This is a genomic window from Bacillus sp. KNSH39, assembly GCF_052656585.1.
The window spans coordinates 1,659,603-1,679,076 of the sequence record NZ_JBQXYO010000001.1 but is presented as its reverse complement, the minus strand read 5'-3'; the positions used below and the strand labels follow the sequence as shown (position 1 = coordinate 1,679,076).

Below are 19,474 nucleotides of genomic sequence, written 5' to 3'. Positions count from 1 at the left end.
AAATGGAGGAAATACGATGAAAATGCAGCTGCAAAAAAGTTTTTATGTTGAATTGAAAAATGCAATTCGTTGTCATTATAACGAACTTTTAACAAGATGCGGTGTTGACACAATATACGGGTACTCCATATTAACAGACGATTGTGTCAATAGCATTGGACCAGTGGCAAATAAAGAAAGACTAATCAAAGTTAATAAATCGGACCCTTTATACAATTATTATAGATACGGAGCTGTTGAGTGGAGCGAATGGAACGGTTTTGGAACGTTTGATGAAGTGAACAAAATTATTAAGAAATATCATAATATCGTCGAAGATGACTTTAACATACGAGTACATACACTGTTGAAAGAAACGTTAAATGTGTTAATGGAACTTGAATCAGAAGGGTTGTTTGGAGATAGAGATGATAATCGATTTATTGTCATTTGTGTAACTGATTCATCGAACGAAATCATGATTGAATCAGCTCGATTGCTTAATACATTAAAGACATACGAAGAATATGCTTCAGAATTTGCATAAGAATGAACATAAGTAAAACTGCGCTCTATAAGAGGCGATTTTCATTTAATAGAAAGTCACCAATTAATAGTAACCATTCGTTGTGACGTAAGCATTGAACAATTAGAACCTGATGAAAAAACGTCCAAAGATAATTACGATGTTTATATGTATGAATTAACTTGGAAAAGAAGTTATGAAGGGGAGATAAGGCTAGGTAGCATAAAATATATCACTATAGGTGGAGTGGTTAATGCAAACATGTGGGTTCATTGGTTTTAAATGATGAATTTGCAGTGGTAGCGGTAGTGGAGGGGAAAGAATATGTTGAGTATAAAGATAAAAAGGTATTTTTGCTTTGTTGTTTTTCAAAAGTAACGGATAAAATTTTCATATTTACGAACTTAGTGCATAATGATTGTTGGATAAATTGGAATACCACGTTCCTTTAGAATTTCAGACATATTATCTTTTTCAAACTACTTTTCTTTAACATATCTTATCTATTATGCTCCTTAGTTGGTTTTTCGGAGTTTATTATAGTTTAAAAAAGCTGCACGAGAACCTATATTTATACTGTTAAAATACACAACAATAAGGATAAAACCTACTTTGTAATTGCAAATGAAGCTTATGTATATGTGAAGTAAGGTGAAAGAGGGTCTGCACATAATCAATCACCCTTTTTTATAACATTTCTTTGCAGAGATACGTTATAAAAAAGGGTTGTTATTTGAAAGTTGAAAAATAAATTCTATTAATCATTCATATTTTATTAAATTACTTTGACCTAGTTATAAGTCAGCTGAAACTGTACTTCTTCCAACTTGGATAGTGTTAATAACAGTATATAAGTTGTGGTATTAGTTTATAGGAGTAGAACCTAATTTTCATTTGATGTATTTATTGAATGATTGGTTATAGTACTATACTTCTTATTCATAACTATATAAATCCAACCAATAACTGATAAGATAACTGGATAGAAAATAGCCCAACCACTAAATGAGTATACAATAATACATATAATTAGAGATAGGAAGGCCATCCACCAACCTATATCACGCACTTTTAATAATTTAAGAGCAGCTAGCATTGTAAAAATATATGAAGTAATAAATATTACACTAGGACCTTTAAGAAGCATTTCTAAATTTGGTCGTGCCATACCGTAAAAAATTAAAATACAACTAAAAATGCCTCCTAGAACTAGTAATACCCTAGTTGGAGTTTGAAATTGAGAGTGTAACTTAGCAAAGAAGGAAGGGAAATGTCCTTCTCTAGCTTGAGCGTAAATCATTCTTGAAAAACCTGCAATGTTAGCATGTACAGCACTAAACGAAATGAAAATTGCTAAAATAGTTGTTATATATGTACCTATCGGTCCTAATCCTTTTGATATTAGAATACTAAGGGAAGCTATCTGATCCTTATCACCATATGAGTGGGTCCCTATTGTTACAAAAGATATTGCAATGTACATAATGGAGATACAAATTGCTCCTAAAAATAAACTAATCGAAATATCCTTAGCGGGCCTTTTAAATTCTTCAGCTAATGGGGTTATCATTTCCCACCCTACAAATGAGAAAAAGATAATTACAGAAGAAGCGCCAACAGAAGACCACCCGTTTGGTACAAATGGTGTAAAAGAACTTAATTTTACATATGGTATAGAAACGATAACAGCGACAACTATTAAAAGTGAAATAATACAAATTACAAACACACTAACTTTTGATGATAGCTCGATCCCTTTTATATGTAAGAGTAAAGAGGTAATTAAAATTAATGCTGCAATTCCTATAACACTAAGATTGCTTATTGGAAAAACATATCCAATATAATGGGCACCTGTTAAAGCAATAATAGGTACTCCAATAGGAATAGAACCTAACATAATCCAGCCTAGGATGGCACTTGTATTTGCATTAAATGCCATTTGAACATAAGCTGTAATTCCTCCAGCACTGGGAATCATTTTAGCAAGACGCGCTAGAGTCGCTACAATAGGAAAAGCTAATATAGACATGATAACCCAAGATAAAATTGAAGCTGGTCCAGCGCTATTTGCAGTAATTGAAGGTAAAATAAGGATTCCACAACCTAACACAGCTCCGATGGTTAATGCGGTCCCCTGTACCCAAGTAATTGAACGTTTCAATGATTGTTGTGTCAAGATTCTCAGCCTCTCTTTCGTTAATTGATATTAATTATATAAAGTTTAAAAAAAAGATAACATGCTATAATTTATGTATTAATTATAATTTTCTTAAAGAATTTAAGAATTATTAAGTGTTTTCTTAATTAATCAAGGGGAGGCCAAGCAATGGATGATACAGATTTAAAGATTCTTTCTCATCTTCAGGAAAATGCACGTTTAAGTATGGTTGAAATAGGAAAACTGGTAGGTTTGAGTTCTCCTTCTGTTACAGAGCGAGTTAGAAGACTAGAAGAACAAGAGGTAATTATAAGTTATCGCACGATTGTTAATCCGAAAGAATTAAAAAAACATATTACTGCGTTTGTTTTGATGGAACCAAGGGATTGCAATAAATATAAAAAGTTTGCAATGGAACATTCAGATGTGGTTGAATGTCACCGGATTGCCGGTATGTATAGTTATCTAACAAAGGTAGTCACGGAATCTGTACATACACTCGAAGACTATATTAATTTGTGCTTAGAGTATGGAAAGCCTACAACCTTAATAGTGCTTTCTTCTCCAGTAGAACATAAATCATTTTTTACAGAGAGTGAAAAACTTTAATTACATATGAGTGATTATTCAAAATAAAAAGCGTTAAATTAATACCTAATAGGAAATAGAGTCCTATTAGGTATTAATTTTCAGAAAATTATTTAGAAAATTTAGATAAAAAATAATATTTTACATATTCTTACTACTGATGGAATAATGAACATTGTATTTTAGAAAAATTAAATTCTTAGTTAATTGGAGGTAGGATTATTATGAAATATGCAGTGCTCACAAATGATTTACAGTACGATTTGGTTAATAAAAATGAGGATAGAATTGCAGCTGTGGAGGCGTTTACGCCTAAAATGGTGTCTTTCTTAGATACTATGAGAGAAAATGATGTTTCTATTATTCACCTGCAGTTAATTAACTTAGAAGATGATCCGAAAGCTGAACGATATGGTGATTTTTTACCAGTCACAAAGGGATCTAAAGGTGCAGAAATCTTACCTGAGTTTCTTCATGAAAAAGATATTATTATGGAGAAAAATAAGGATAGTGTCTTTTTTGAGACAAATCTTGATGAAACCTTAAAAAAATTAGGAGTAGATACAATTATTATTACGGGTATGCAAACTCAAATTTGTGTCCAAACAACTGCAGCGGATGGATTTTTCCGTGGTTATAATGTAATCGTACCAGAAGATGCAGTTGTTTCAGCGAAGGCTGAAGATAAGGAACGAGCTTTAAAATGGTTAGGTTCATATTGTGCAAAGATTATGAGTATCGAGGAAATCTGCAATTCAATTTCTAAAAATGAAGATATTTCTTTTGATGGAGTTGCAATTCCGTAAGTAAATACGTTGTAATATCACTTGTTCTATGTAGCAAGTGATATTATTTTTCAAAAATAAAAATGAAAAGGAGTTTTAATAAATGAAATTAACTAAAGATTTAGAAAATATAATTTTAGACCATGGAACAGGAGGACTATTGAGTCAGGATTTAATTAGTTCAATTATTACTGCAAAACTAGAAGATGTTCACCTTGGAAAAATGGAGGATAGTGCCATTCTTGAGGTAAGTAGTAGAAGATTGGCGATGACAACAGACTCTTTTGTTATTGATCCTATCTTTTTTGGTGAAGGGAATATAGGTAAAGTAGCAGTTTGTGGAACGGTTAATGATTTAGCGGTTAGTGGTGCAAAACCACTTTATCTATCATTGGCATTAGTACTAGAAGAGGGTTTTCCAATTAAAGATTTGGAAGAAATATTAGATTCTATAAGAGAGACCGCGAAAGAAGCTGGAGTGTATATTGTTGCTGGTGATACAAAAGTTGTTAAAAAAGGTGAAGTAGACAAAATCTTTATTAATACAACTGGAATAGGAGTTTTTGAAGGAGATGTATCACCGTTTTCGGTAAACTCTATTCAAGAAGGTGACGATATCATTATAACAGGACAACTAGGAAACCATAGTATACATATCCTTTCTATCAGAGAAGGATTAGGGTTTGAACAGAGAATAAATAGTGATTGTGCACCATTAAATCATATGATATCAGAGTTGAAAAATCTTTTTGGTGATTCTATACATTGTATGCGAGATATTACAAGAGGCGGGCTAGGTACAGTTTTAAATGAAGTCTCAGAAACAATTAATACTGGAATAAAAATACAAGAAAGAGATATTCCTATGTTAGCAGAAACTATTATGGCTGCCGACATGTTAGGTGTTAATCCAATGTATCTAGCTAATGAGGGCAATGTTTGTATGTTTGTCTCTCCAGAGGTAAGTGAGGAAGTCGTGAGGGTATTAAAAAATACTAAATATGGTAAAGAAGCTGCGGTAATTGGTAAAGTTAATCAAACAAAAGAAAGACAAGTGCTCATGGAAGCAAAATCAGGTGAATTGAAACTCATTGAGTTATTATATGGGGCAGAATTACCTCGATTATGTTAGGAGACAATTTATGAAAAAAGTAATAAATATGTTTATAAAAAAGTATCAAGTTAAAGGCATTGTGCAAGGTGTTGGTTTTAGACCTTTCGTATATAGGATAGCAAAAAAGTATCATCTAAACGGATGGGTGTTAAATGATTCAAATGGAGTGCTTATAGAAGTAGAAGGGGAACAAAATAATATTACGCATTTTATTCATGATATTGAATTTAATTCCCCAGAATTGGCTTATGTGCAAGAGGTTAAATTAATAGAGGAACAAGAATCCAACAATCGTTATAGCTCTTTTGATATTTTGAGTAGCCAAAAACATAGTAGTAGGCAAACTTTAATATCTCCTGATACTTATGTATGTAATGAATGTTTAGACGAATTATTTGATCCAACGAATAGAAGGTTTCGTTATCCATTTATTAATTGTACAAATTGTGGACCTAGATATTCAATAATAAAAGATATTCCTTATGATAGACCATATACTACAATGGCCAAATTTCCTATGTGCAAAGAGTGTGATAAAGAATACAAAGACATATTGGATCGGAGATTCCATGCCCAACCAAATGCTTGCTGGAAATGTGGACCACAAGTTCAATTGAAAACAACAGATGGTACAAATGTCTCCACTGATAATCCAATAGAAAAAACAATTGATTTGTTGAAAAAGGGGAAAATCCTAGCTATTAAAGGGTTAGGTGGATATCACTTAGTTGTAGATCCAATGAATCATGAAGCTGTAAAAGAATTAAGAAAAAGAAAAAAACGGGATGAAAAACCTTTTGCTTTAATGTCATCTCAATTAGATGATGTGAAAAATTTTGCTGAAATAACAAAAAATGAAGAAACTTTATTAGTTTCTAAAGAACGACCAATTGTGTTATTGAACAAAAAGGATAATGAGTTTATTTCTTTAGATGTTGCACCAAATAATAATAATTATGGGGTAATGTTAGCCTATACACCACTTCATCATCTTATTTTAAGAGGGAATTTTATTGCATTAATAGCTACGAGCGCCAATGTTTCTGATGAACCTATTGTATATAAAGATGGAGATGCAATTGAGCAGCTAAAGGGAATTGCAGATTATTATTTAGTACACAATAGGGAGATATTCACTAGAGTAGATGACTCTATTGTTAGGGGTATTGATTTAGATGATGAAGTAATAAAACTACAAATAATTCGTCGCGCTAGAGGTTATGTACCAAACCCAATTGATTTTAAAGAAGGATCAACTAATGTACTTGCTTTAGGAGCAGAATTAAAGAATACGATTTGCCTAACTAAAGACGAAAAAGCTTTTATTAGTCATCGTATTGGTGATTTAAAAAACTATAAAATTTATGAATCGTTTAAAAATACTATAGCTCACTTACAAAAAATCTTTGAAATTAGTCCTTCTGTAATTGCAAGTGATCTTCATCCTGATTTTTATAGTACAAAATATGCATTTGATCAAAAAGTTTTACCAGTTGTACAGGTTCAGCATCATCATGCCCACATGGCTTCTTGTATGGTTGATAATCAATTAGATGGTCCTGTTTTAGGAGTTATTTTAGATGGTACGGGTTATGGTGATGATGGGAATATTTGGGGTGGAGAGTTTTTAATCGGTGATTTTCTTAATTATCAAAGAGCGGCATATATCGATTACTTTCAGCTGCCAGGCGGTGATAAAGCTGTTAAAGAACCGTATAGAATTGCTTTAGGAATATTGACGCAAATATATGGTGAACAAGTCAAAGAATTACCAATAAAGATAATTTCAGAGCGAAATAGTTTTGAACTAGATGTACTTATAAAAATGATTCAAAAAGGAATTAATTCTCCTCTTACTTCAAGTATGGGAAGGCTTTTTGATGCTGTTTCAGCACTATTGGGTGTCCGTGAAACAGTCCAATATGAAGGACAGGCTGCTATTGAGTTGGAGCAAGCGATTGATATCAATAATTCTTCCAATCCTTTATTATCATATGAAATAGTTGCTTCGAATGGAATTAGAAAAATCGATATAAAACCTATGTTTAAAGAGTTGGTATCTTTGATACTTAAAGATAAGTATACCAAGGGTGAATTGAGCTATCGTTTTCATTATACAATGGTGCATTCAAGAAAATGTGAAAATAATGAATATTAGTTTCGGTGTACAATCAGATAATCCGAAATTAAAAGAAGCTATAGATGAAGCATTAGACAAGGAAATCATAATTGTTGCAGCTTCAGGAAATACATTAGGATTATCAGTTGATTATCCAGCTAAATATGAAAATGTAATATCTGTTTCAGCAATAAAAGAAAATTTAAAACGATCTGGTGTATCTGCAAAAGGGAAAATAGATTATGCAGCTCCCGGAATAAATATCTTAACTACTGATAATAAAGGTGACTATTCATATTATAGTGGTACCTCTTTTGCTACTGCGTATGTTACGGGTACTGTAGCAGTCCTATTAGCACAAAAAGATATAATTTTCAATAGTCAGAATATTAAAGCTTATTTAAATGATAAAACTAAAGATCTAGGTGAAAAAGGATATGATTCTGAATATGGTTCTGGATTAATAATGATAGATTGAAAGAGGAGATCGATTAACGAAAAACGTAATTGTTAAAATATTAGTGTTTTCTATGTTACTTACTTTACTTCCTAATATACAATATGTAAAAGCAGATACAGGAATACAAGATAAAGTAACTTCCGTTGATGTAAGTAAAGTGGAATCTGAAGTAAATAAAGAATTAGGAATTGAAGTTTCAAATGAATTAAAGATTAATATAGAAAAAGAAACAGACGAAAAGGTCGTAGTTAATACAACTTTAGACACAACAGATTTATCAGTTTCAACAGATATCGACATGAACCTTGAAACAGGGGGAATTACTGTATTCGGTAAGACGGTTGATGAAAATGGTGAAGAAACCCAACAAAACTTTGATGTTTATGTACAAGAAGTTGAAGGAAATGACTTTATAGCTACATTCGTTGATCAAGAAACAGGAAAAAAATATGAAGTTAATACCCTAAAAGCAAGTGCTTCTATTTGGCCTGTAGTAGTAGCGGCTGTGGCTAGATATGGTATACAATATGCAATAAAAAAGTATGGAAAACAAGCAGTAACTTCAGCAATGAAACAGGTTCCCAAGAGTATAAATAAGGTTGATGATAAATTCCTTAAAAGAAAAGGTATTGATGCTCACGAATTAAAAAGAGACTACTTGGGTAGAAGTGTTAGTATTTCAAAATATGATATCTATGTGGATAAGAAAACAGGAAGACTTTGGATTTACCTAAAAGGTGGAAAAGGAACTCCGATACCAACTGATTCATTTATAAAATAAAAAAATCTAAAGTCATTTGTGAAAAAATGACTTTAGATTTTTAGTTATAATGAATTATAAGTATGAAGTAAAGGATAAAATTTATTATCCTTTACTTCAAATATTAATAGGGATGTGTTAAATAATTTGAGTACATTAATAAATGTAGAACTAGCCATTTTCGGAGAAATATTTAATCCAGAAGAGCTAACTAAACAATTTAATTTAGAACCAACGATGACTTATAAAAAAGGTGAGTTTATTAGAGGTAATTCGTTATTTATTCGGGAAGAAACAAACTGGAGTATTGAAACAGGGTATGAAGAATCTCTTAATGCAGAAGAGGTTGTAAAAAAGTTAATTTCCATATTGGAACATAAAAAAAATGAAATAATTAATATGCAAAGTAAACATAATCTAAAATGCAAATTATCTGTTGTTGTAAAAATAGAAAATAATGAAGTCCCTTCTTTATGTTTTGATCAACATACTATTGGTTTTATCAATAGTATTGGTGCGGAAATTGATATTTGTCTATACTTATTGTAAGTCTAGCGGTAGGATTAAAATATTTGTTAAATGATGCAATGTACCTTTGATAGTGTCTGCGATAAAATGTTTGCCCTAAGTATTAAATTGAATTCTACTTCTGATAAAAGATAGGGCCTTCCTTAAGAGGAGGGTTCTTACAAACTAATTGTATAGGTGAAGATGGACAACAGCAACCAGAAAGTAGCTTTTAATATTAATTGAAGATAGTCTCTATGAACGAAATGATTCTACTAGTATTAAAATAAAGAGTCTAACTTTATGGATAAGGAATTGAAGGCTAATACATCGTATAAATATGTAGTAACAGCGGTTGATTTAGCTGGAAATGAATCTAGTAGAAGTGATGTATTGGATGTAACAACAAAGGCAGAGGATTCCACATATGAAAAATGGGATGCGAGAAAAGCATATACTAAAGGTGATAGAGTAGTATATGAGAGGAAAGTGTATAAAGCAGTTCAAGGTTATCAAGGCAATGGTGACACAAATTGGATTTTTGCCCTATCGCTTTGGAAGCCAGTTTTGAGTAAATGATAAGCAGGAAAATGTAGTTAATATTTTTGGATTTTTCTTTGGAAATAAACGGCCGTTCAAAATATAAATTCTCAAATGGTTTAAATGATTTGCAAATAAATTTAATCTCCATCTATTGTTTACGAAATGAAATCGAAAAAGAATCCTAATGGTACTCCATTGGGATTCTTTATTTTCTAATTTGTAATAGCATAAATTTGCACAGTGAATTTGCTAGTGGCACCAATTGGACTTGCGATATAATATTTGGTATTTGTGTAAGCTTCAGTCCTAGATTCATGTGAAATATTTTTCCAACGAATAGAATCAGTACCTAGGGGAACATCAATCATTACATTGAAAGAGATAGTAGAAGGATGATCTTTTTCTGAAGGCACAATAACCCATTTCAATTCTTTGGTACCTACAGGTAAACTATAAGTTTTAAAGTTTTGACTGGATCGATTTTTTTGTCCGGATAAAGGACTAGATATGGTTGCTTGTTTTATTTTATTGTAGGAATAATACATGTTTGCATAGGTAGTTTAATTCCTTCATTCATACAATATTATGGAAGAACCCCTGATCAATTAGGCGTTTTAATATTTTTTCAATTTACGTTTTTTTTATTTGGTGTTCTAAGTTCACCCATACTAGTAAGAAAGTATCATTATTTTAAAACAATAACATTAGGTGTTTTAGTAATGTCCATCGTTCTAGGAGGTTTTATATATATTAAAGAATGGGCATATTTAACTGTTATTTGCTTTGTATTAGGGGTTTGTTAGAAACTACGGTGGGTTCCTTTATTATTTCAGCAGAAAGGAATAGTGCTGCTAAATTTAGCATTCTCGAAGTATGGTTTGGGGTTGGGACGCTAGGGTTTCCGTTACTAGTTAATTATATTATAAAATTTTATGAATGGTATTTTATTCTTTATGGGATATTACTATTCTTTATTTTTACACTATTTGTTTAGTACATCTTTGGACGTACAAAATTTCTAAATTTTTCTCCTCAAAATAATGGAAAGGGAGGAGCATCCCTTTCCTCATTTACTCTAAAATTTAAAAGATTACAGTTATATTATTCATTTCACTTTTTGCATTTTTATATGCAGGCATAGAAACTAATCTTGCAAATTTTTTATCTACAATAATGATTCTTACTGAGAATGAATTAATCAGTTCAGTAAGTATATCTTGTTTTTGGCTAGCAATAGTTATAGGAAGAATACTTGTAGGTAAGCTAGCCCATAAATTTAATTATTGGACATATATTACATCTAGTTGCTTTACATTAGTGATTCTTTTATCTCTATTTCCCTTTGTTCGAGGTACAGGTATGTATTTGTTTGTCATCTTCATTATTGGTTTAGTCATAGCGGGTGTTTTTCCAATAACATTAATCATAGATTCCCGTATTATGGAAAATAATATTGATCAAGTGACTAGTCTATTTATCGCATCGGCCAGTTTAGGGGGGGGGCACTAGTATCTTTCTTAATTAGCTGGAGTCTATCATTAAATACTATAACTGTTACTTTTGGGATATTTGCACTTTTTGCATTGAGTCTAGGTTGTATTATTTTAAAAATGAGGAAAATTGCAACTTACGGTAACGAAAGTGCCAAAAAGGTAGAAGGTATGAAAAATTTATAGAAAAAATTTAATAATATGAAAAAGTTAATTTTATTTGGAATTCCTAAAAAAGTTGATAAAGTTAAAAATTCTGTATTTGGGCTTTGTTTTATATATTGTGCTGTGTAATATATAAAACAGAGATACTTCAAAAAAAGATATGCAACAGTGACCAGTTCTCAGGTAATAAAAAGTTATTTTAATTAGCTTTTCAGATTAATCTAAGAGGGGTTTGTTATCGAATGGAGATAAAAATTAGTAAAAAGGATAAGATTGATATCTCTAAAAAATTAAAGTCTTTTTTAGCTGAACAATATTCACTGGAATTGGGTGAATACATAAGCTATGAGTTACTTGAATTCATAATAAAGGAATTAAATCCACATTTTAATCAAGTTACTAGGGATAGGTTGGAAATGTTGTTAAAGAATATAGAGAAAGATATAAACAGTCAATAGACTTTATATGAGAATTGAAAAACTATAATATCATTTTTTTAAATTATAAAAGGAAATATGTTACTGAAAAGTAAGGAGACAATCCATTACTTTTCTAAAAAGCAATTAGATCCGTACAATGATGTATTAAAGTGATTCCGAAGGGATTTTGGATGCTGAAGAGAGTACAAGTGAGTTAAAAAAGAAAGGTGCGTAGGCGCCTTTCTTTTTTGAAGGAGATTTTTATATTTTGGGATAGCGCCACATCGCTATCAACTTAAGAAATTAATTGTTCCCTAAAACGAAAAAATAAACTAAATGTCCTTGGTTACCTATGAAAAGAATAAATTTTTGTTTTGGGAGTACTTCAAAATGTTAGCTTGATAGCGATGTGAATGGACCCCCCACTGATTAAAGTTACACTTCATTCCACGCCACTCTCTAAAATAGAAAAAGATACATTTTCACAATCAATTTCCGCCATCGCACCGTAAGGTAAAATAAACTTCGGTTCAGTATGGCCGAAATTTAAATTATAAAGGATCGGCAAATCTTCTAAATGATGTTCCTTCATAACCTGCAGTATTTCATGTTTATATTCTTCATAATATTGTTCATCTTTCGGTTTACCAAAAATGATACCTTTTGCTTTTTGCAGAATGCCTTGCGCTGCATAATTTCGCAACCAATACTTTATATAACTTGGTTCTGGATGATCTTCAGAAGTTTCAAAGAAGAGAATACTATTCTCCCAATGTTTTTTCTCAGGCCAAAGTTCCGTTCCTTTTGCAAATTCCAATACTTCAATACAACCACCAATTAAGCGCCCCTGTACAGTGGTAGAGCCTTGAAGTACCTCATATCCATTATTTTGCTGCATCGTACGTCTTGTATCCTTATTTATTTCAATCCATTCTAAATGCTCACTTGTCCATTCATGAGCTGGTTGAATCTCGCCAATCGTTTCATTTGAAAAGAGGGTACGATTTACCATTTCAATTGTGTATGGATCCATTTCTACATTTTCGGCAAAATCGGTCAGAATTGCTGGACCGTATAAAGAGGAAAGCCCTGCTTTATGACAAAATAAATGTGTAATAGTAACGTCAGAGTACCCCATAAAAATTTTCGGGTTTTCGCGTATCACATTAAAATCTATATAGGGAAGTAACCGGATGCTATCTTCACCGCCAATATTCGCGATAATTGCTTTCACACGTGTATCTTTAAATGCTGTCATTATATCTTCCGCACGAGCCTCTGGATTGTTATAAAGGTATTCGCTACCTTTTAAGCTATTTGGCATTGGGATAACCGTAAGACTAAAAACTTCTTCTAATCTTTTTACTCCTTGCTCATATCGCCATCTTATTTCAGCATCACCTGCTCCTCCCCACGAAGGACTTACTGTCGCTACGATATCTCCAGGCTGTAATCTCTTTGGCTTTATTAACATATGAATCCCGCTCCTACATAATGTAATGAACTACGGCTATACAAACCGTAGAGTTGAAGAACATTGTACATGACATTAGTTTCTCCGCCTTCAATAAGTTCACCTGCTGTAATTTGAGAATTTAGTATTAGTGCTGAATATAGGAATAATCTACAAATGTTTTTTGCTAAAATTTATATTTGAAAATCACAGTATGCATCATTGCATGAGGAAAACGGTTGTTATTTTTATAACCTGTAACTATAATGATTACAGGTTGGTCGATACCAATCAAAAAAATAAAATCATCATGAATGGAGATGTTACATATGGGTATGAAAAAAATAATTTTAGCAGGTGCTTTAGGGATCGCAGCATTATCAGGAACAAATGTACCAGGATTAGAACTAACAAAAGCGAGTGCAGCTTCTATTGAATCGAATTTCTCGACGTTAGAAGGACGAGTAGTAGAAGTAGATAACGGTGTGATTGTTGTAAAATCTAAGCAATATGAGGAACCTGTTAGTGTGTATATTGATTCACTTTCAAACGTGAAAGTAGGAGATGAAGTAAAAGCTACTGGATCTATGATGCGTAATTTTACAGAATATATGGTTGCAACTGCAGTTGAAAATACAACAAACAAGTTAGGTATGCACATGAAAGAAGATGGCTCACCTAATTATGTAATTGGAGAAGTATCAAAAGTAGGAACGATGGAAGATGAGGGAGACGGTGCTACTAAATATGTTGTAGTTGAGTATCCATCGCTAAATGGGAAGAAAGATATTATTGATGTTTTCTTAACAAAGGGACAAGTATTTAATGTGGGTGAGAAAGTGAAAATTGATATGGAGTATGTGGGCTGGGGCGGAAGTTCTATTAACTGGAACACAGTTGATCATATCGAAAGAGTTCATGAAGCAAAGACGAACACTGAAAATAATGATGATGTATGGATTTGGTCTTAATAAGGCGAGTATAGGTCGTTATTTGCAATTTTCTCCAAACAATACATGTAAAAACTAAATGTATCATGCAGTACCCATCTAATTCTCATTGCGTATGACAATTAGATGGGTACTTTTTTATTTGAAATTTGTGCAAGTCAATGTTCAGCATTTCTTTTTAAGAGTAAATTACGGGTGAAATCAAAACTTTATTTGCAGTACATAATAAATATTGTTGATTTTTTATCTTATATTAAAATAAAAACAAACCACTGTTCGATTTGAATATTCCACGATATAATAGTGAGAGTTTATGGCAGAATAAATATTTACATAAGAAGTGAGGTACTGTATGAAAAAAAGAACGACAGACATTATTTTTATTATTATCGGTGCATTTCTTTTTGCGTTAGGTGTCAATTTATTTGTTATTCCGAACGAGTTTGGTGAGGGAGGGGTAACAGGTATCACGATTATTACGTACTATTTATTTGAGTGGTCACCAGGTTTAGTTAACTTAATTTTAAATGCGATTTTGTTAATAGTCGGCTATAAATTTTTAAATAAGATCACAACGATTTATACGATTATCGCTGTAGTTACGAACTCGCTATTTCTTCATTTAACAGAAGGATGGACGATTACTTCAGATGAAATGCTGGTAAATGCCATTTTCGGTGGAATATTTATCGGATGCGGGATTGGTCTTATCATTCGCGTTGGTGGAACGACAGCAGGAACTACCATCTTAGCGAGGATGACACATAAATACTTAGGCTGGAGCATTAGCTATGGTCTACTGTTCTTCGATTTAATCGTTGCATTTTCATCTTATTTCATCATTGGTGCAGAAAAACTGATGCTGACAATTATTATGCTATATGTAGGAACGAAAGTAATGGAATTTGTAATTGAAGGTTTAAATCCGAAAAAGGCCATTACAATTATTTCTGATAATCCGGATGAAATTGCCGGGAAGGTAACAACCTTAATGGGCAGAGGGGTTACCGTGTATTCAGGTCATGGCTATTACACGAAAACGCCGAAGGACATTCTATATGTTGTTATTAATAAGCAAGAAGTAGTGAAGCTAAAGAGGATTGTTCAAACTACGGATCCAGCTGCGTTCATTGCTATCCACGATGTTCGTGATGTGTTCGGAGAAGGATTTGTTGATATTTCGAAGGCTTAAAAATTATTTTTGATTAAAATAATCTTAATACTAAAACGTGAGAATCTATTTTGAATAGTCTTTTTTCAAAATAGATTCTTTTTCTTTTTCTTGCAAAAAATCCAATTGTTTCTTAATGTAGTGATGTAGAAGGATGAACGAGAGAGGGTTTAATGAAGATGATACATATTTTATTAGCTGATGACGATAAACATATAAGAGAGTTATTGCATTATCATTTACAAAAAGAGGGGTTTAAAGTTTTTGAGGCGGAAGATGGAAAGGTAGCGCAAGACGTATTAGAGAAGGAAAATATTCATCTTGCGATTGTAGACATTATGATGCCTTTTGTTGATGGTTATACGTTATGTGAAGAAATTCGGAAGTATCATGATATTCCTGTTATTTTATTAACTGCGAAAGACCAGTTAGTGGATAAAGAAAAAGGATTCATTTCTGGTACAGATGATTATATCGTAAAACCATTTGAACCAGCTGAAGTGATTTTCCGTATGAAAGCTTTATTACGCCGTTATCAAATGCTGAGCGCTGACATAATTACACTCCATGGAACGACAATTGATCGTAAAGGTGTTGAAGTAAAGTGTAACGGCCAGACGATTTTACTTCCTTTAAAGGAATTTGAATTATTATCACAACTAGCTAGTTATCCTGGGAGAACATTTTCAAGAGAAGAATTAATTGAATTAGTATGGGGAATGGATTTTGAAGGAGATGAACGAACAGTTGATGTTCATGTGAAAAGGCTCCGAGATCGTTTCTCAAAACGAACGGATGATTTTCAAATTACAACGGTGCGCGGCCTCGGGTATAAGTTGGAGTTGAAATAAGATGAAATCACTATATTCTAGATTTGTATTTATGACGGTCGGCATTATGCTACTTAGTAGTATTATCGGCTTTTTATTAACGAACGTATATTATCAAGTGAAGTTAAAACCGTATAATAGTGAAAAGATTTTAAAGTATGCGGAAGAAGTTAAATCGTTATATGAAAAGCAAAGTGAAGAAAATCAAGAGACGTATTTGCATTCTATTGCGAAGTTAGGGTATGAAATTTATATTGTCGATGATCAAAAGAATGGAAAGCGTATCGGTAATGCGTTTCGTAAGACGTCTATTAGCGATGCTACTGTTCATAAAGTATTGCAAGGAGAAACGTTTAATGGTGTTTCTACGTATCCAACGCGTCTTTTTATTACAGGATTTTTCGATAATGAATTAATAAATAGTGTTGGTGTACCGGTAAAGCACGGTGATAAACAGTACGCGTTATTTATTCGCCCCGACATTCAGAACCAATTTGGCGAAATGCGAATTTTCTTAGCGGTATTACTTGGGTTTATCGTACTATTAAGCATTATCTTTATAGCGATTGCAGCAGGCTATATCGTTCGCCCAATCCGTAAATTTACGAAGGCTACGCAAAAAATTGCGAGTGGGGAATATAAAATTGAATTAGACGTAAAACGAAAAGATGAAATAGGAACGTTATCTACAAGCTTCCAAAAGATGACGAAAAGTATTAAAGAACTAGATGAAATGAGACAAGAATTTGTTTCGAACGTTTCACATGAATTCCAGTCGCCGCTTTCTTCCATACAAGGTTTTTCAAAAACGTTGCAAACAGAAAAGATGAGTGAGGAAGAAAGAAATCATTACTTACAAATTATTGAAGGTGAAAGTAAGCGAATGTCTAGTTTATGTAAACAGTTACTTACGCTCGCCTCATTAGATAAGGAGGAAAAGGTTTTACAAATAAAAGACTTTTCCTTACAAAAACAAATTAAAGACGTCATTTTTATGCTTGAATGGAAATGGCGGGAAAAAGATATCGCCGTTGAATTTGATGTGCCGGACATTACAATTCAAGGTGATGAAAACTTACTTCATCAAGTATGGAGTAACATTTTCACGAATAGCATTAAGTTTTCAAACGATGGTGGAACGATTGAGTTTTTCGTGGAAGAGTTAGAGTCTAGCGTTATAATTTCTATATCAGACAACGGAATCGGTATGGAAAAAGAAGAAATGGATCGTATTTTTGATCGTTTTTATAAGGTGGATACAGCGAGAGCAAGAAACGTAGAAGGTAGCGGTTTAGGATTATCAATCGTGCAGAAGATTGTTGAACTGCATAAAGGGACCGTTTCGGTATATAGTACGAAAGGGGAAGGGACGACTGTTCGGGTGGAGCTTCCTAAATAGATGAAAGAGGCTGTTTGGGAACAGCCTCTTCTTTTTTTGTCGCTAGTATACGTGTAAAATGAAAAAATATGAGTCATTTTAATTGCATAATCGGATGAGTTTATGGAGTGGGATTAGGAGGAAGTTTATTTAAAAATGTAGAATCTCTACAGAGTTAGAGGGAGTGTATTAAAACTTGAACTGTGTAGGGAGGAAATTACTTTGAAACGAATTGACTTGTTATTAAACGTACTAGATTCAACATTCGACAAAGAGAGTTGGTATGCACCGTTTAAATATGCTATAGAAGGACTTACAGCTGAACAGGCTATGTGGAAACCAGCTGGAGAGACAACGAATACCATTTGGGAGAATGTTAATCATCTCACTTATTACAAAGAAAGACTTGCTGCAAACTTGGAAGGACGTGAATGGACACATAATCTTGACGGTAATGACACCTTTTATCTGACTAAGCAATCTAATAATGATACGGAATGGAAGGAAGTCGTTGAACGCTCTGAAAATGCTCAGCGTAATTTAAGACAGGTATTAAGTGCAATTTCTGAAAGAGAGCTTGAACAAAATTCACTTGAAGGTAAATTACTGGACATCATGCTTCATGATGCTTATCATACAGGCCAAATTATTCAATTAAGGAAAATGCAGGGGGCATGGCCATCAAAGCGTTAACTGCCGTTTTAGGTTGGTGCTTTTGTTGAATAAAATTTAGATATTCAAACGACTTTATTATTATATTTTTAACCCCGTCCCAAATTTAGAACGGGGTTATGTTTGCTGGCTATAAAGCAGCACCTTTCCTGCGCTCCTCCTTAAACTGCACCCCAAAAGTATCCGCTGTAATCTCATCAGCTTTCGGCAATGCTCGTAATTTCGGATGAAGTAGCCATACGAGAGAAATAAATAAAATCCCGATGCTAGCGAGCGCGAAAATGAGCTGGCTACTAAATACATTTGCAGTGTATCCGCCAATTAAAGAACCGATCGGCATAGCAATTGTGCTCATACTTCGCATGACTGAATTGATGCGGCCAATATATTGATTTGGAATTACAATTTGGCTAATTGTCGCAAATAATATGTTGGTTGCACCAATTGGAATCCAAGCTAGGCCGAATAAGAGAATAGATAGCCATTGAAACGGTACGATTGTAGAGAGAAACCAAAAGGTAGCGCCAGTCGCAAAGCCAATAATAGAGACACGGCCAACATTACGTTTACCAACCCATGAACTGAATAATGCACCGATGAGACTACCTGCTGATATAGCAGCTAAGAAGAAGCCATATGATTTCACGCCCCCTAAAGAATCAGCGAAAGAAGGGAGTATGGCCATCGTCATACCAATTGAAAAATTAGCGACAACGGAACCGATTAAGAATACGCCCATTAAGGAACGGAAGACAATTGAAAAACCTTCTTTTAAATCAGAGAAATATTGTTTAGTTGAAAGTGATGTGCCCGTTTCGGTTTGCTTTGGTATTTTCAATGAAAAGAACAAAAGGGCAGTAATCGCGAATGTGAAAGAGTCAATTACATATAAAGTGATCGCGCCAAATAGTGCTACTAATATGCCAGAAAGCGTCGTACAAATTAAATCAATGCCTTGATACGCAAATGAAAAGAGTGAATTTCCTTTTAATAATTGTGTTTTATGCAGTAGAAGTGGTAAAGCTTTTGATTGTGCGGGATAGGCGAATTGTTCAATAAAGGCTACGATTGGCATGATGATGAGTAGTAGGTGGACTGTTAATAGGTCGAAGTAGTGTGTAATAGGAATGATTAAAATAAGAATGCATTGCAAAACTTGTGTGATGACGAGGGTGTGTTTAATGGACCATCTATCAACGAATGGACCAGTAAGAAATTGAAGTGCAGAAGGTAATAATGTAAGAAAACCAGCTAATCCAGAATAAAAAGGATTACCACTTAATTTGTATACGAGCCACATCGCTGCTACATAATACAAACTATCTCCTATGTTTGTAAAAATTCTCCCTAAAAATAATAAGCGGAAATTCCGGTTTTTTAATATGTCCACTTTATCTGCTCCTT

General features: G+C 33.0%; 16 protein-coding genes and 5 pseudogenes. 17 read left to right on the top strand and 4 right to left on the bottom strand.

Annotated elements, in window-relative coordinates; all coding sequences use genetic code 11:
* The first annotated feature begins 16 nt into the window (after positions 1 to 16).
* Positions 17 to 526: a DUF4303 domain-containing protein gene (locus tag ACUL40_RS08380; protein ID WP_065212259.1), complete on the top strand. Its 510-nt coding sequence runs from the start codon at positions 17 to 19 to the stop codon at positions 524 to 526.
* Positions 527 to 1,388: 862 nt separating this feature from the next.
* Here the strand turns inward: ACUL40_RS08380 and ACUL40_RS08375 are convergent.
* Positions 1,389 to 2,684, bottom strand: a complete 1,296-nt coding sequence (locus ACUL40_RS08375; protein ID WP_000193978.1) for an APC family permease — start codon at positions 2,682 to 2,684, stop codon at positions 1,389 to 1,391.
* A 150-nt stretch (positions 2,685 to 2,834) separates the two neighbouring features.
* Between ACUL40_RS08375 and ACUL40_RS08370 the strand changes: the two genes are divergently transcribed.
* From ACUL40_RS08370 to ACUL40_RS08335, 8 genes and pseudogenes are all read left to right on the top strand, one after another.
* Positions 2,835 to 3,275 (top strand): Lrp/AsnC family transcriptional regulator, encoded by a 441-nt coding sequence (locus tag ACUL40_RS08370; RefSeq protein ID WP_000342842.1) that lies wholly within the window; start codon positions 2,835 to 2,837, stop codon positions 3,273 to 3,275.
* 203 nt (positions 3,276 to 3,478) lie between these two features.
* Positions 3,479 to 4,060: an isochorismatase family cysteine hydrolase gene (locus ACUL40_RS08365; protein WP_074047357.1), complete on the top strand. Its 582-nt coding sequence runs from the start codon at positions 3,479 to 3,481 to the stop codon at positions 4,058 to 4,060.
* A gap of 82 nt (positions 4,061 to 4,142) precedes the next feature.
* Entirely contained in the window at positions 4,143 to 5,171 is a 1,029-nt protein-coding gene (gene hypE / locus ACUL40_RS08360; RefSeq protein ID WP_000778913.1) for a hydrogenase expression/formation protein HypE, read from the top strand.
* Between the two features lie 10 nt (positions 5,172 to 5,181).
* A pseudogene (gene hypF, locus ACUL40_RS08355) lies at positions 5,182 to 7,278 on the top strand (carbamoyltransferase HypF); the annotation flags it as partial.
* Between the two features lie 22 nt (positions 7,279 to 7,300).
* Positions 7,301 to 7,750, top strand: coding sequence for a S8 family serine peptidase (locus ACUL40_RS08350; protein WP_232288814.1), 450 nt, complete (start codon positions 7,301 to 7,303; stop codon positions 7,748 to 7,750).
* Complete coding sequence (locus tag ACUL40_RS08345) at positions 7,746 to 8,513, top strand: SAR2788 family putative toxin (RefSeq protein WP_303045943.1); 768 nt, start codon at positions 7,746 to 7,748, stop codon at positions 8,511 to 8,513. The genes ACUL40_RS08350 and ACUL40_RS08345 overlap by 5 nt, the downstream gene beginning before the upstream one ends.
* Before the next feature lie 126 nt (positions 8,514 to 8,639).
* Positions 8,640 to 9,041 (top strand): DUF4279 domain-containing protein, encoded by a 402-nt coding sequence (locus ACUL40_RS08340; protein ID WP_000105603.1) that lies wholly within the window; start codon positions 8,640 to 8,642, stop codon positions 9,039 to 9,041.
* 252 nt (positions 9,042 to 9,293) lie between these two features.
* Positions 9,294 to 9,578, top strand: a pseudogene (locus tag ACUL40_RS08335) (carbohydrate-binding protein); the annotation flags it as partial.
* A 176-nt stretch (positions 9,579 to 9,754) separates the two neighbouring features.
* On the opposite strand, the pseudogene ACUL40_RS08330 reads toward ACUL40_RS08335, so the two are convergent.
* Positions 9,755 to 10,057: pseudogene (locus ACUL40_RS08330) on the bottom strand (hypothetical protein); the annotation flags it as partial.
* Between the two features lie 36 nt (positions 10,058 to 10,093).
* Here ACUL40_RS08330 and ACUL40_RS08325 point away from each other — a divergent pair.
* The 3 genes and pseudogenes from ACUL40_RS08325 to ACUL40_RS08315 all read left to right on the top strand — a co-directional run.
* A pseudogene (locus ACUL40_RS08325) lies at positions 10,094 to 11,218 on the top strand (MFS transporter).
* Positions 11,219 to 11,439: 221 nt separating this feature from the next.
* A complete protein-coding gene (locus ACUL40_RS08320) occupies positions 11,440 to 11,655 on the top strand; it encodes a DUF2164 family protein (RefSeq protein ID WP_000403243.1) in 216 nt (71 codons plus the stop codon).
* Positions 11,656 to 11,697: 42 nt separating this feature from the next.
* Positions 11,698 to 11,790: pseudogene (locus ACUL40_RS08315) on the top strand (HXXEE domain-containing protein); the annotation flags it as partial.
* 268 nt (positions 11,791 to 12,058) lie between these two features.
* On the opposite strand, the gene ACUL40_RS08310 reads toward ACUL40_RS08315, so the two are convergent.
* Positions 12,059 to 13,090, bottom strand: a complete 1,032-nt coding sequence (locus ACUL40_RS08310) for a S66 family peptidase (protein ID WP_000905873.1) — start codon at positions 13,088 to 13,090, stop codon at positions 12,059 to 12,061.
* 308 nt (positions 13,091 to 13,398) lie between these two features.
* On the opposite strand from ACUL40_RS08310, the gene ACUL40_RS08305 reads away from it, so the two are divergent.
* The 5 genes from ACUL40_RS08305 (at position 13,399) to ACUL40_RS08285 (ending at position 18,091) form a co-directional block, all read left to right on the top strand.
* Entirely contained in the window at positions 13,399 to 14,040 is a 642-nt protein-coding gene (locus tag ACUL40_RS08305; protein WP_000525483.1) for a F0F1 ATP synthase subunit alpha, read from the top strand.
* A 331-nt stretch (positions 14,041 to 14,371) separates the two neighbouring features.
* Positions 14,372 to 15,211 carry a YitT family protein gene (locus ACUL40_RS08300; protein ID WP_000747503.1) on the top strand — a complete coding sequence of 280 codons (840 nt, stop codon included), beginning with the start codon at positions 14,372 to 14,374 and terminating at the stop codon, positions 15,209 to 15,211.
* 152 nt (positions 15,212 to 15,363) lie between these two features.
* Positions 15,364 to 16,041 (top strand): response regulator transcription factor, encoded by a 678-nt coding sequence (locus tag ACUL40_RS08295; RefSeq protein WP_000781961.1) that lies wholly within the window; start codon positions 15,364 to 15,366, stop codon positions 16,039 to 16,041.
* 1 nt (position 16,042) lies between these two features.
* Entirely contained in the window at positions 16,043 to 17,419 is a 1,377-nt protein-coding gene (locus tag ACUL40_RS08290; RefSeq protein ID WP_000839519.1) for a sensor histidine kinase, read from the top strand.
* A gap of 201 nt (positions 17,420 to 17,620) precedes the next feature.
* Positions 17,621 to 18,091 (top strand): DinB family protein, encoded by a 471-nt coding sequence (locus tag ACUL40_RS08285; RefSeq protein ID WP_000821005.1) that lies wholly within the window; start codon positions 17,621 to 17,623, stop codon positions 18,089 to 18,091.
* A gap of 109 nt (positions 18,092 to 18,200) precedes the next feature.
* Here the strand turns inward: ACUL40_RS08285 and ACUL40_RS08280 are convergent, their stop codons facing one another.
* Positions 18,201 to 19,460: an MFS transporter gene (locus ACUL40_RS08280; RefSeq protein ID WP_000353378.1), complete on the bottom strand. Its 1,260-nt coding sequence runs from the start codon at positions 19,458 to 19,460 to the stop codon at positions 18,201 to 18,203.
* Between the last annotated feature and the right edge of the window lie 14 nt (positions 19,461 to 19,474).

Excerpts from the sequence above, each read along its gene's own strand:
- ACUL40_RS08370 (WP_000342842.1), top strand. The coding sequence starts at position 2,835 with ATGGATGATACAGATTTAAAGATTCTTTCTCATCTTCAGGAAAATGCA.
- ACUL40_RS08310 (WP_000905873.1), bottom strand. The coding sequence starts at position 13,090 with ATGTTAATAAAGCCAAAGAGATTACAGCCTGGAGATATCGTAGCGACA.
- ACUL40_RS08365 (WP_074047357.1), top strand. The coding sequence starts at position 3,479 with ATGAAATATGCAGTGCTCACAAATGATTTACAGTACGATTTGGTTAAT.
- ACUL40_RS08305 (WP_000525483.1), top strand. The coding sequence starts at position 13,399 with ATGGGTATGAAAAAAATAATTTTAGCAGGTGCTTTAGGGATCGCAGCA.
- ACUL40_RS08380 (WP_065212259.1), top strand. The coding sequence starts at position 17 with ATGAAAATGCAGCTGCAAAAAAGTTTTTATGTTGAATTGAAAAATGCA.
- ACUL40_RS08290 (WP_000839519.1), top strand. The coding sequence starts at position 16,043 with ATGAAATCACTATATTCTAGATTTGTATTTATGACGGTCGGCATTATG.
- ACUL40_RS08300 (WP_000747503.1), top strand. The coding sequence starts at position 14,372 with ATGAAAAAAAGAACGACAGACATTATTTTTATTATTATCGGTGCATTT.
- ACUL40_RS08295 (WP_000781961.1), top strand. The coding sequence starts at position 15,364 with ATGAAGATGATACATATTTTATTAGCTGATGACGATAAACATATAAGA.
- hypE (WP_000778913.1), top strand. The coding sequence starts at position 4,143 with ATGAAATTAACTAAAGATTTAGAAAATATAATTTTAGACCATGGAACA.
- ACUL40_RS08350 (WP_232288814.1), top strand. The coding sequence starts at position 7,301 with ATGAATATTAGTTTCGGTGTACAATCAGATAATCCGAAATTAAAAGAA.
- ACUL40_RS08320 (WP_000403243.1), top strand. The coding sequence starts at position 11,440 with ATGGAGATAAAAATTAGTAAAAAGGATAAGATTGATATCTCTAAAAAA.